The organism is Bacillus pumilus, assembly GCF_009937765.1.
In the GTDB taxonomy this organism is placed as follows: Bacteria; Bacillota; Bacilli; order Bacillales; family Bacillaceae; genus Bacillus; species Bacillus pumilus_O.
The window spans coordinates 1,153,223-1,167,823 of record NZ_CP047089.1 but is presented as its reverse complement, the minus strand read 5'-3'; the positions used below and the strand labels follow the sequence as shown (position 1 = coordinate 1,167,823).

The following is a 14,601-nucleotide window of genomic DNA, read 5'->3' as shown; positions in this document are numbered from 1 at the left end:
CCTGCCTCATCTAAAGTTTACAAGACTGTTTCTCTATTTTTATGATGGACGATTTCATTAATGAGCTGTGCATTTCGGGCAGCACATTCTTTGTTTTTGAACATGTCCGCATGCTGACCATAGCCTTGATATTGTCGATAAGCGCCGGTCGTCGCAGCTTCCCAGTGATCCATCCATTCTGGTATCGCAATGTTTTCTTCGGATTGGATGAAATCAATGTCTGCTTGTATCTCTCCTTGATTCACCCCCTTAACAAAAGTTTCATAGTAAGCCCTCGTTTTTTGAGCAAGTGCTTCTTGAATGAGCTCTGCTTGGGCCAGTTCACTTTGCTTCGACTGATGGACGATCGCTGCGATATCGTCATCAATGGATCGTCCTTCTAAATCGCTTTCTCCTATTTTCATATAGGAATCGATCATGATGACCTTTTCGACGGTCCGCCCTGCTTGTTCGAGTGATTGAACAAGCTCAAAGGCTAGGTAGCACCCGCCTGAGTAACCCATCAAAGTCAGCGGTCCTTCAGGCTGAAGGTGCTGGATATGCTGAACGTATTGTGTGATTCGGTGATCAGCTTCAATAAAGTCAAAGGCGATCAAACGAACATCATCGAGCGTTTTTGCGGCTTCCTGATAGATAAAGCCATAGCCTGGTAATGGCGGTAGAGCAAAGACTGTTGGCGTTTGAGATTCATTGAATACAAGATAGCCTGCGGCTTCCTGATCCTGCTGTTGAATATAACGGCTGATTGCTTCAATGGTAGGCGTCTCAAACATCAAGTGAATAGGCACCTGAACATCGAATTCCTTCGACACCTTAGATAAAAGCGACATCGCTTTTAATGAATGCCCGCCAATCTCAAAGAAATGGTCATCTGTGCTGATATTTTCTCGTTCAAGCACTTCCTGCCACATCACAATCAGCTTTTGTTCTACTTCATTTACTGGAAGCTTCAAATGATGGTTTCCTTGAGGGACCTCTGGCTTTGGTAGCTGACGTTTATCAACCTTTCCATTTGGCGTAAGTGGCATTTTCTCAAGCCTGATCAGTTCATGAGGCTGCATGTAAGCCGGAAGTTTTTCCTTTAATCCTGACTTGATCACATCGAGTTTGTCCTTCCACTCCTCCTCACACGTCATATAAGCGAGCAGCCTTGTATGCTGCGTGTTAAGCTGATCAGCTATAAGAGCCGCTTGTTTGACACCTGGATGCATGAGAAGGTGGGCTTCAATTTCTGTCAGTTCAATGCGGTGACCGCGAATTTTCACCTGATCATCGACTCTGCCTGCATACTCAATCAAACCGTCCGCTCGAAAATAAGCCAAGTCTCCTGTACAATACAGCCTTTCTCTCGCAGCGAATGGATGCGTAATAAAAGCTTGTTTTGTCAGATCAGGACGATTCAAATACCCCTTCGCAAGTCCTTTGCCGCTCAGACAAAGCTCTCCGACCATTCCAATCGGCTGAAGCTGCCTGTGCTGACTCAGTATATAAGCACCCGTTTGGTTGAGCGGCTTTCCGATTGGAATCGAACGCATGTCCATCGGCAGAGCCTCATCGACTGGATAATAAGTAGCGAATACTGTTGATTCGGTTGGACCGTACACATTGATGAGTCTGCCTTTCCCCATGACAGCAAAGGCTTTCCTCACATGCTGTACCGATGCCCGCTCTCCTCCGAACAGCACTTTGCGCACACTGCGCATCCAGTCGGTGTTTTCATCAACGAGGAGATTAAATAATGCTGTCGGAACAAACATGACAGAAATGTTTTCTCTTTTAATCAATCCCGTCAGCTCGCCCATGTTTAAAATGGTCTCTTTTTTCGGCAAGACAAGCTTCGCTCCGTTTAATAGTGCGCCATACACATCAAATGTAAAGCCATCAAATACGCTGTTGGATAGGGACAGCAGTGTATCTGTTTCTGAAATGGTTAAGTAGTTCGTATTTTTGACCACCCTGGCAATATTGGAATGGGTCGTCATGATGCCCTTTGGCTGACCTGTTGTACCGGATGTATACATGATGTAAGCCGTATCGTGTAAGCCTGCTTCAAGCGGCAAATTCTCTGAGCTCATTAGTGAAATTTCTTGATCATCTGCAAACAGATACGTACCATCAAACGCAAGTGCTTTCACCTGACTGATAAAGGATGAGTGAGTCAGAAGATGCGTTGCCCCGCTGTCTTTAAGCATGTATTGAATGCGGCTTTCTGGATAATCGGGATCAATTGGCACATAGATTGCACCTGCTTTTAAGACAGCAAGTAGACTGACAATCAGTTCAGACGTGCGGTCAGCTATTATGGCGATGACCGTTTGATGCGTGACCCCATTTTTTTGCATATGTCTTGCCAATCGGTTGGCTTGTTCATTCAGCTCCGCATATGTCATCGTGTGCTCACCTGCTGATAATGCGACCGCATTCGGCTGTTTGCGGACATTATGCTCAAACCATTTCGACAAATATAGCTGGTCATGCTCAAGCTCAGACGCATTCCACTCCTCAAGAATGAGCTGCTTTTCTTGTTTCGTGACAAGTGTAAGTGTATGAACCGATTGGTCAGGATGCTTGATCGCCTCACTCATCAGTAGACTTAGCTGTTCCTTTAACCGTTGAACAAATTGAGAATCAAATGCTTTTTTGTTAAAGGCAAGCTTTAATTGCAATTGTTCTCCTGGTGATGCCAGCAAATTGAGATCATAGTTCGATTTTTCATACACATTCATATTTTCCACAGTAAATCCTAATCGCGCCTCTTGCTCGTCCTTCTTTGCGGTCGGGACGTTTTCAAACACGACGATATGATCAATGAGTGGCTGATGACCTGTCTCTGCCTGAATATCATAAATCGGAATATATTGATGCGGCTCGGCCGCAAGAGACTGCTGCTGCGTTTCTGATAGAAGAGTACGGAATGTCATGTCATCTGTCAGCTGAATTCTTCTTGGGATGACATTGATGAACAAGCCAACCATTTTATCAACGCCAGCCAAATCTGCCGGACGCCCCGACACAACCGTGCCAAACAGCACATCATTTGAACGTTGATATCTGCTCAATAAAATTGACCAGACTGATTGAAGAACACTGCTTAACGTCGCATTTTGCTGGAATGCTAACGCTGATAAAGCAGCCGTTTCTTCCTTACTCATCGACCATTCCATTTCGCCTAATTCATGTTCATTCGTTTGTTTTCTTTGTTCTTTAAAGGTGGATTGTACGTCAAACCCGGCTAATGATTGCTGCCAGTATTGAAGTGATGCTTGTTTATCTTGTTTTTCAAGCCATTGAATATATTCTTTGTACGGCTTAACCGGTTCCAGTTTGTAAGGGATGTCATGCAAAAGGGCATGATACATCGCAAATAACTCCTGCACCACAAGCCCAAAGCACCAGCCATCAAGAAGAATATGGTGATAGCTCCATATCCAGCGATAGCTTGTAGGGCTCGTTTGGAAAACAGTTGCCCGCATGAGTGCATCCTTCGAAAGGTCAAATCCTCTCAGCTGATCTTGTTGTTTAAATGTCTCAATACGTACAAGTTGTTCGTCTTCAGAAAGATCCTGCATGTCCACCACATCAAGCGTAAAAGGGCGTTTCTTCAGTACCACTTGGACAGGACGCTTCACTTTTTCGTGGAGAAATACGGTACGAAAAATATCGTACCGCTCCACGATGACATTCATGCTTTTCTCAAGTAAGTCATGACGCAGTGTGCCCTTTACATTCATGTCCATTTGCTCTACATAAAAGCCCTTTTCTTGGTGATGGAGGGTATGAAACAGCATGCCTTCTTGCATCGGTGACAGATAATACATATCTTGAACTTGATCCCTTTTAAATGAACTCATCTATTTCATCCTCCCTTCCCGTTTTTATGACTGATCTCATGATGTTAGGTCAATTTCTCCTCAAGCATGTCAAATATATCGTCCATTTCATCCATTTCAAGGTCACCAGCAGAGAAATCACTTGGCGTAAATTCTCGTTCTTGCTGCGCTAAACAATGAGTCATGATGCATTGGATTTTTTCCTTTAACAATGCCATGAATTGCTGTATCGTCTCTTCTTCATATTCATCTGAACAATATGAACAAGACAACATGAATCGATTGTGTTGAACAAGACCACTGAGGTTCAGCTTATAGACAGCTTCTGAATCAGGGCTTGCTTGTCGTCCCATATCATAGGCGGATGGTCCAAAGAGTTCGGTCGTCACTTCCTGATCAATCTGGCCAAGATAGTTCAAGCTGATTTCAGGTTGTACGTGCTGTCCTGACGACTCAGTGAGATATTTTAAAATCCCATAGCCGATCCCTTTATTCGGGACACGACGCAGCATTTCTTTCGTTCCTTTAATCGCCTCTGCTATGCTCTGATCCGGCTTTGCTTTCAGTACGACTGGATACATACTCGTAAACCAACCAATCGTGCGGGAGACATCCAGTCCTGATAAAATATCCTCTCTTCCATGACCTTCAAGCTGCACATGTACATGAGACTCACCTGTCCACTCCTGAACGGCAAGACCGAGCGCACATAGAAGAATATCGTTCATTTCCGTTGTATACGGTAGGTGAATATCTGTTAAGAGATGCTCGGTTTCAGACTCTGAAAGCTGCATCTGTACTGCTTTTGTTTGCGCAACTTTTCTTTTCGTTACTTCATGATCAACAGGTAAAGTGGTCATTGGCGTCCTGTCAATCTCATTCCAGTACTCACTTTGGCTTTTTAATGGCTTGGACTGTGCGTATCGTTCGATCGCCTCTGCCCATTCTTTAAAGGAGTGGGTTTTGGGCGGTAGGACGAGCGTCTGTCCTTGAGCTGCCTGCTGATAAAGAGACATAAAGTCCTCTAGTAAAATTCGGCATGAGACACCATCAATCACAAGATGGTGTGTCACGATGAGTAAGTGATCGCCATCTTTTGCACGGAAACAGATCACTTTCATGAGCGGACCTGTTTCGAGATTCAACTGACGCTGATACTCGTTGGCATAGGTGGAAATGGTTTTTTTCACGTCGGGCTCTTTAGAGACATCATGAGAAATCATCGCAATCGGCTCTGTCAGCTCCCGCTGGTTGTATTGCAGGATGCTGCCATTTTCTTGCCTGTATACCATACGCAGTGCATCGTGATGTGAAAGTAATTTCTGCATCACTTGTTCTGTCATCGAAAGGTCAAACCCATTTGGTGCATGAAGCATCATCGAAAGATTCCAATGGTGCTGGTTAGTGAATGTTCGTTCAAAAAACCAGCGTTGAATTGGAGTCAACATGACTTCCCCTTCAATGGATGATTGGTCGGCTGTTAGTTGATCCGCTTCTTCGATATATGGGCGCAGCTCGGCAATGGTTGGATATTGGAATAACAGTTTCATATCAAGCTTCCAGCCGGCTTGTGTGAGTCTGCTTGCCATTTGGATGCCTTTAATCGAGTCTCCACCAAGGAAGAAGAAGTGGTCGTGAATGCCGACTTGGCTCACGCCAAGCACGTCTTCCCAAATGCCGCATAGAAGCGTTTCGACTTCGTCTCTTGGCGCTTCGTATGCTGTTTGGCCCGCTTCCATATTTGGTGCTGGCAATGCTTTTAGATCGACTTTTCCATTTGCCGTCATTGGCAGTTGGTCTAGCTTGATGATCCATGAAGGGATCATATAGTCTGGCAACGTGCGTTTTAAGCTTTCTTTTAAGTCTTCTGTTTCATTATCCGTGATGACATACGCGGCAAGAGCATCTTGATCGCTTGCATCTTTAACCGTTGTCACAACTGCTTCTTTGACATCCGAAAGTGTAAGAAGCTGCGCTTCAATTTCTGACAGCTCAATCCGGAAGCCGCGAATGTTGACTTGATGATCTTTTCTGCCGAGATAGATCAGCTCGCCATCCTCTGTCCATTTCACCAAATCACCTGTCAGGTACATGCGCTCACCTGGATAAAATGGATCTGGGACAAAGCGTTTCTCTGTTTCCTCTGGAAGATTCCAGTACCCTCTTGCCAATCCTTTCCCCGCAATCACAAGTTCACCCGGTACGCCTGGCGGCGAGAGGTCATATAACGAACCCATAATATAAAAACGAGTATTGGCAATCGCTGTTCCAATCGGAAGCGTGCCTTGATTTGGATCAATAATCCCACTTGTCGCCACGACTGTGTTTTCGGTTGGGCCGTAGTTATTCACGAGTTGATAAGGAACAGGCTTTACCTGTTTCAACTTGTCTCCCCCTGTTAGTAAGTAACGCAAGGAGTGATTGTCCATTGACATAAACTGCTCGCATAGCTGTGTTGGCAGGAACGCAATGGTGATATTTTCGTCATTGAAATACGTATTGAGCTTGATCATATCGAGACGAATCGCTTCATCAATGATGTGCAGCTCTGCGCCGGCGATCCATGTAGGGAACATTTCCCAAATGGAGGCATCAAAGCCAAAGCCGGCATATTTGGCGGTTCGATCCGCATTGGTCACTTGGAAGGCATCATTGTGCCAGAACGCCAGATTCACAAGGGACTGGTGCTCAACCATGACACCCTTCGGCTGTCCTGTTGTTCCAGACGTGTAAATCATATAAGCGAGATCAGTTGGTTTGACATGAACCTGCATGTTTTGCGATTCGCCTTCTACCGCATCTTCTATGAACAGAACGTGCCCTGCGAATGAAGCTGGTGCAGTTAATCCTTTTTGCATCAGAAGAATCTCTGCCCCGCAGTCTTCCAGCATGTAAGCAATGCGCTGATCCGGATAATCCGCATCAATTGGAACGAATGCCGCACCTGCCTTGAGGACCCCAAGGACGGCTGCCGTCATATCAAGTGAAGGACGGGTGAGAATACCGACGCGATCTCCTCGTTTTATGCCATTTGAGATAAGCCTTGAAGCGACTGTATTCGCACGGCTGTTCAGTTCTTCATACGTCCAGCTCGTTCCGCAGAAAGTCGCCGCTTTTTGGTTCGGTGCTTCAAATGCTTTAGCCTTGATCAGTTCATGAACGGTTTGATCTGACGGTACATTTAGTACAGGTCCTGACCATTCATTGATCAGCTCTTGTTTTTCATTTTCCGTTAAGATCGAAAGCGATGAAATGGGTTCATTTAGCTTCGCCAGCATCTCGTCTATGATTTGTTCAAAATATCGACTCCAACGCTGAATGGTCTTCTTTTTAAACAGCGCCGTTGCATATTCAAAGCGTACGCCCACTTGGTCCTTTTCTTCGAATATACCGAGCGTTACATCAAATTTTGCATGAACTGTCTCTTGCTGCTTTTGCGAAAGCTTGAGTCCATTTAGATTCGGTAACGTCATGTCACGGTCATCCGTTGTCAGCATGACACTAAACAATGGGTTACGGCTCGTGTCTTTCGGCAGATCTAACTGTGCGACCAATTCCTCAAACGGGAAATCCTGATGTTCATAGGCTGATAGACTTCGATCTTTCATTTTTTCAAGCAATTGTGCTGTCGTTTCCTCGAGCTGCACTTCTTGTCGAAGAGCCAATGTATTGACGAACATGCCTGGAACCCGTTCGATTGCAGTATGCATACGTCCCGCTGTGACAGCGCCTATGACGATATCTGTCTGCCCAGTTAATTTGGAAAGGAAAATAGCAAATGCCGTTTGCATGACCATGTTCATGCTCACACCTTTTTCAGCCATGAGTGCTTTAATGGTCTGCACCTTTTCAGGCGATAACCATCTGTCGACTCGATCTCCTTCAAATGACTGTACATGAGGGCGCGGAAAATCAAGTGGCAGTGCCAAATCTTCAGGTCGCTCTGCGTATTGCTCCAGCCAATACTGACGCTGTTTCTCGAGCAGCGCTCGTTGCTTTTCTTCCTGCTGCCATACCGCATAATCCTTGTAGTGCAGCTGAACTGGCGGTAACGTCTTTTTCTCATACAGCTCTGCCAATTCCTGAATGAGCAGACTGCGTGTGACACCATCTGCGATGATATGGTGCATATCCATCATGAACACATATTTTTCATCAGAAAGCTTCGCCACCTTTGCCCTCATTAATGGTGCTTGATGTAATGAGAATGGGGTGATGAATGCGTCTATGACAGGTTGCTCATGACCGTTCTCTACTTCAACCACCTCTAACGTAAACGGCACTCGGCGATACACTTTTTGAACGGGTACGCCGTCAATTTCTACAAAGGCTGTACGCAATGATTCATGTCGTTCGATCAAAGCCCCCAGCGCTTCTTCGAGCTGTTTTACATCAAGACTGCCTTCCATCATCAAAACGGCAGGCATATGATAAGTCACTGCTTCTGAATGCAGCTGTTGCAACACATACATCCGCTTTTGAGCAGAAGAGACAGGATAGAAATCTTGCTTCTCCGCCGGCTGAATGGATGTCATATCCGAGGAAACCACTTTTTCTAAATAAGCTGCCATCGCGCGTATCGTTGGCTTTTCAAAAAGGACTTTGAGCGGCACATGTTTGTTCAACTTGGCTTGCATCTTCGAAATGAGCACCATGCCTTTGAGAGAATGACCTCCCAATTCAAAGAAGTGATCATGAACACCTATTTGTTCAACTCCAAGTACTTCTGACCAAATATCACAAAGCGTCTGCTCAAGTGCCGTTTCTGGTGCTACATGCATCGCACGCTTCATATGCGCCTCGTGCGGAAGCGGTAGGGACTTCGCATCTACCTTTCCGTTTTGCGTGAGCGGGATGTGATCGACTTTGACAAAGTACGTTGGGATCATATAATCCGGCAGTGTCTCCGCAAGCTTTTCTCTAAACGTCAGTGTTCCAATTGGTTCAGGCGCAGTGTAATAAAGTGCAAGCTCTGGTAAACGGGACATATGAAGGACTTTGACATACACCTCATGAATGGATAATCGTGCACGTGCGGCATGCTCAATTTCCTGCTTCTCAATACGATAACCGCGAATTTTTACTTGATCATCTATTCTTTCAAGAAACTCAATGTCTCCATTTGCATGCTGTCTGACCAAATCTCCTGTACGATACATCAGCTCTTCAGGAAAATACGGATTTTCTAGAAAACGCTCTGCTGTTAATTCAGGCTGATTCAAATATCCTATCGATACGCCTTCCCCCGATATATAAAGCTCTCCAGGTGCGCCATAAGGAACGAGGCGCTGCTGACGATTGAGTACGAGCGCTCTTGTATGTGCAATTGGCTGCCCAATCACAGAGCGATCCTTCAAAGCGCCTAACTCTTGCTTTGTAATTAGCTTAGTCACAGTCCCAATGGTTGTCTCAGTCGGACCGTAGTGGTTCATGACTGCCACACACGGGTGCTGCTCCATAAATGTCTCCACATCCTCAGAGACAACCGGCTCTCCTCCAAGTATGACAAGGCGTAAAGCATTAAATGCATGATCCTTCGAATCTGCCATCATATGAAATAAGGACGGTGTCATTTTGATATAAGTCAGCTCTTGTTCATCAATGAAACGCATGAGTCGAACCGGGTCTTTATACACATCTTCACGAGGCACATATAGTGTCCCTCCTGCCTTCAAGACAGGGAAAATGCTTGTGTAGCCAAGATCGTATGCATAAGAAGAAAGCAGTGCCGTCCGATCGCATTCTTGCAATGTGACCTCATTTGTCAGCCAGTTCACGTAGTGTGATAGATTACGATGCGTGAGCTGTACACCCTTCGGTTTTCCTGTTGTCCCAGATGTGTAAATGACATACGCCAGTTGATCGGATGATGCTTCCGGCAAATCTAGCGTACGGCTTTGTCGTACTGCCTTTTCAACCTGCACGACCTGAATCGACTTGAGATGTTGATAGGAACTTACAAGAGACTCATTTGTTACGATCACTTGCGCACCTGAATCTTCTAATGTGTAATTGATACGTTCCGCAGGGAAGGCTGGATCAATTGGTACAAATGCACCTCCCGCTTTCATCACACCAAGCATTGAGACGATGACATAGACAGAGCGATCAAGAATCAGCGCTACAGTCTTTTCTTTCTCGACGCCTCGTACCTTTAGTTCACTGCCGAGCGCATTTGACATGTCTTCTAGCTCGCGGTAAGTGAGCTTCCGTTGTTCATCCATCACCGCAATGGCGTCAGGTGTTTCCTTTGCCTGACGTGAAAATTGGACATGGAAAGGCTCATGACGATTTGTTTGCACTTCGTCTTTTTTCTCCAACCGCTCTATTTGCTCATGCTGATCAAGTATAGGGAGCAAGCCGATCTGTTCCTCTGGGTGTTGGACCGCTTCACGAATAATCGCCAAAAGATGAGTTCCGAATCTGCGGACCGTCTCTTCTTTAAATAACGCCGCTGCATAGTCAAAGCTCAGCTTTAATGCTCCCTCTCGTTCAAATGCTTCTAGAGACAAGTCAAATTTGACTGAGTGATGCTGGATGGCATAAGGCGAAATGTGCAGGTCACCGAGCTTTAGTGCCGGAACCTCCATGTTCTGCATGTTAAATGACACGCTAAAGAGCGGGCTACGAGTTGTATCACGATCTAACGGAAGACGGGCAATTAACTCTTCGAGCGGATAGCTTTGATGAGCAAAAGCGTCAACACTCGTTTCTTTTATTTCTTCAAGTAGCTTTAAAAATGTCTTTGTTTGCGCTGGTTTTCCGCGCATCGCAACAGTGTTGATAAACATCCCCGGCATGTCCTGTATATCAGGATGTGTCCGCCCTGCAACAGGGGAACCAACAATGATATCTTCCTGACCGCTATATGCGGCAAGCAGAACTTGAAAAGCAGATAACAAGAACATGTACATGGTCGTATCAGTTTTCTGAAGCAGGTCATGAATCCGCTGAGTCGTCTCTTGATCACAACCAAACATGAATCGTTCTCCTGAAAAATCACGTTCCGCTGGACGTGAATAATCCGTTGGCAGCTCTAATACTGGCAAGTCTCCTTCGAATTGCTTTAGCCAATAGGCTTCATGCTCCTTCTGTTTCTCTGTCTCTTCTTCACTTAACTGCCAGACAGCGTAATCTTTATAATGAATGGCTCTTTCTGTAAGAGCTTCGCCATCATAGGCCTTCGCCAAATCTTGAATAAACGTCTTCATGGAGCTGCCATCTGTAATGAGATGATGTGCTTCCAAGACGAGAAGATGACGGTTTTCACTGATTTTTAACAACTGGGCTCGTAATAAAGGCGCAACTGTTAAATCAAATGGAGATTGATTTTCAGAAAGAAATGCCTCCGCCTCTTCTTCCTTGATGTGATGAACAGGAAGATCAAATGCCGTCCAATCATTCACTCTTTGAACAATGTCTTCTCCATTCATATGAAAACTTGTTCTTAGAATTTCATGCGTTTGAATCAACTGATCAAACGCTGATTTTAGCCGCTGATATTCGAGTGTTCCTTCAAGCGTTAAGACGATTGGAATATGATAATTCGTGCTGTCTGGTTCAAGAGTCTGCAAAATGTATAAACGGCGCTGAGCTGGTGATACCGGATATTCATCCGACTGTTTTGCTGGTAAAATCGGATGCATCATTTCTTCTTGACCATTCTGATCGATATATACCGCTAATGAACGAATCGTCGGCTTCTCAAAAATCACTTGAATCGGCACTTCCTTTTGAAGCACCTCTTGGATCTTCGCAGACATCATCATCGCTTTGAGAGAGTGCCCGCCAGCCATGAAGAAATGTTCATCTACTCCGACCGTTTTTCCAAGAAGCTCCTCCCAAATTTGAGCGAGTGCCTTTTCTGTCTCCGTATCAGGCGGAATGATTTCCTTTTTCTCCTGATGCGCTTCGTCCGGCTTTGGTAAAGCTTTTCGATCTACCTTCCCGTTCGATGTGAGCGTAAAAGCATCCAGCTTCATCACATGGTGCGGCACCATATAAGCTGGCAGCTCTTGATTAAATAAATTTCGCACCTCTTCTTCTGTCATGGTCCCTGTGAAGTAAGCCGTGATTTCCTTTTCATCTGAGGAAAACGAATGGACAAGCACAACCGCGTCATCTATGCCCGTTTTTTGCTGAAGCACTGTTTCAATTTCACCAAGCTCAATACGGAAGCCTCGAATTTTCACCTGATCATCGGTCCGGCCGAGGAATTCGATCTGGCCATCTGCGCCATACCGAGCCAAATCCCCTGTTCGATACAAACGGCCTGACGGCTTAAAAGGATCTGCCATGAATACTTGATTGGTCAAGTCTGGACGATTGAGATACCCTCTTGCGACACCATCTCCACCAACATACAGCTCTCCTGGCGCTCCAATTGGCTGTAATCGTTGATCGTCATCTAAAATATAAGCCGACGAATGGTTGATCGGGTGACCAATTGGAATCGGACCCGTTTCATCTCCTCTTACTTCGTAAATGGTTGAGATGGTTGTATTTTCTGTTGGACCATAGGCATTCAGTAAAACAAGTGCTGGATGATGCTGTTTCACAAGCTCCGCACTCTTCACATTGATCACGTCACCACCTGTAATTAATGTGGTTAATCCTTTGAACATTTGCGGCCGCTGCTGAGCGAGCTGATTAAATAATCCAGTCGTTAAAAAGAGCTTCGTGATCTGATGTGTTTGGATAAATTGTTCGAATCGATGGATATCCAATAAAGTATCACGATCAACAGGATACAGCGTCGCACCACCCAGCAGTGTGTTAAAAATTTCTAAGGTAATGGCGTCAAAGCTGACGGCGCCTGTATGCGCCATACGATCCGATTTGGTCAAGCCTAATTTGTCCTGAGAGCAAGCCAATCTCACAATATGCTGATGCTCAATTTGAACCCCTTTTGGCTGTCCAGTTGATCCCGATGTATACATGATATACGCCAAGTGAGAAGGAGACGTTCTGACGGATACATCCATGTGTAAGTGATGAGGCTTACTCGTCACATGTACGGTCTTGATCTGTTCATCAACTGGCGGCGGACTATCAGCATGAAGCAAAATGGTTGCGCCGCTATCTTCAAGCATCCATCGGATTCTCTCCTCAGGCTGGGAAGGGTCAATCGGTACATATGCCGCCCCTGCGTGTAGAACTGCTAAGATGGCGATCACCGCATCAGCTGATCGGTTCATATACACCGCCACAGCATCCCCAGGCTGTACGCCTTTCTCAATAAGACTGCCAGCCAAACGATGGATTTCTTCTCCAAGCTCCTCGTACGTAAATGTTCGGTCGCCTTCAACTAGTGCCAGATGGTCAGGCTGCGCCTTCACACGTTCATTGAACAGCTCAGGAATAGACAGATGCTTCGGATAATCTCGATCCGTCTGATTCCACGCTTTTATCTGCTGCTTTTCCTCTTCCGTGATACATGTCACGTCATGAAGGCGTGCATCAGGGTTTTGGATGATTTGCTTCATGAGATTGGTCAGATGTTTTGATATGTTTTCAATGACTTTTTCTTCAAAAGCTATGGCGTTGTACTTGATTTTCAATGTCCACGTTTCACCTGGATACACAAGGACATTTAGATCAAAATTCGTTTGTTCAAATCCGTCCTTTACATCAATGGAAAAACCAAGACGTGCAGACATCGTGTCACCAGACAGCTCCTGATCTAAAGGATAGTTCTCAAACCCAACCAAATGATCAAAGAGCTGCCCTCCAGCAGCTGTCTTCTGCTGAATGTCATAAAGCGGCATAAAATCATAGTTTTCCGCTTCTAGTGCATGCTGCTGAACCTTTTGAAACAACTGCTTAAATGTCTGCTTCTGATCCACTGTCACTCGAACGGGTATCGTATTGATAAATAGCCCTGCCATGCGCTCAATTCCAGATACACTTGGAGGTCTGCCCGATACAACGGTGCCGAATGTGACATCATCAGTTGCATGATAGGTGCCTAAAAGAACGGACCAGACAGCCTGAAACAGATTCGGGGCTGTCACTTGGCATTGTCTTGCTACATTTTGAATGGCTTGTACCGTTTGAGTATCCCATGTAAACTTCCATTCCTGATGATCGTATTGTCCATTCGCATCTTTTTGCTCTAGCAGCCCTTGATGCTGAACCGCTCCATCTAGACGCTCCTCCCAATATCTTTCCGCTTCTTGTTTGTTTTGCTTTCCAAGCCACTGGATATAATCTGCATAAGGCTTCCCCTGTGAGCGATCCGGTGTTCGACCGTTCCGATATGATTCATAGTAATGAAACAGTTTTTTCATTAAAACACCCATGGACCAACCATCCATGACGATGTGATGGTTGCTCCAAATCAGGTGCCAGTTTGTTTCATTTAGTTGAAAAACAGCGACCTTCAATAACAGATCATTTGTTAAGTGAAACCCTAGCTTTCTCACTTGTTTTTTATATTGATCCAGTGCCTTTTGTTGCTCTTGATGATTCAGATGAGATAGATCCTCTCGATACACATCAAGATGACGTTCAGCTAGTACAACCTGACGAGGCTTTTGTAATTGTTGATAAACAAAGGCTGTACGGAGAATGTCGTATGTCTGTATGAGCTCATTGAGACTTTTTTCAAAAACAGCGTGATCAAACTCTCCGCTTATTCCAAGCTCAAGCTGTGTGAAATAAGAGGAGGAATTAGGGTCTAGCATGGCATGATACAGCATGCCCTCCTGCATGGGTGTTAAAGGATATACCTTTTGAATCTTTTGCTTACTCATATGTCCACCTCTTCGTT

At 45.3% G+C, this 14,601-nt stretch carries 2 protein-coding genes; both read right to left on the bottom strand.

Going from position 1 to position 14,601, the window contains the following annotated elements:
* Nucleotides 1-17: 17 nt before the first annotated feature.
* Entirely contained in the window at nt 18-3,851 is a 3,834-nt protein-coding gene (locus GPS65_RS05680; RefSeq protein ID WP_161985362.1) for a non-ribosomal peptide synthetase, read from the bottom strand.
* A gap of 44 nt (nt 3,852-3,895) precedes the next feature.
* Nucleotides 3,896-14,584: a non-ribosomal peptide synthetase gene (locus tag GPS65_RS05675; RefSeq protein WP_161985361.1), complete on the bottom strand. Its 10,689-nt coding sequence runs from the start codon at nt 14,582-14,584 to the stop codon at nt 3,896-3,898.
* Nucleotides 14,585-14,601: the final 17 nt, after the last annotated feature.

Excerpts from the sequence above, each read along its gene's own strand:
- GPS65_RS05680 (WP_161985362.1), bottom strand. The coding sequence starts at position 3,851 with ATGAGTTCATTTAAAAGGGATCAAGTTCAAGATATGTATTATCTGTCA.
- GPS65_RS05675 (WP_161985361.1), bottom strand. The coding sequence starts at position 14,584 with ATGAGTAAGCAAAAGATTCAAAAGGTATATCCTTTAACACCCATGCAG.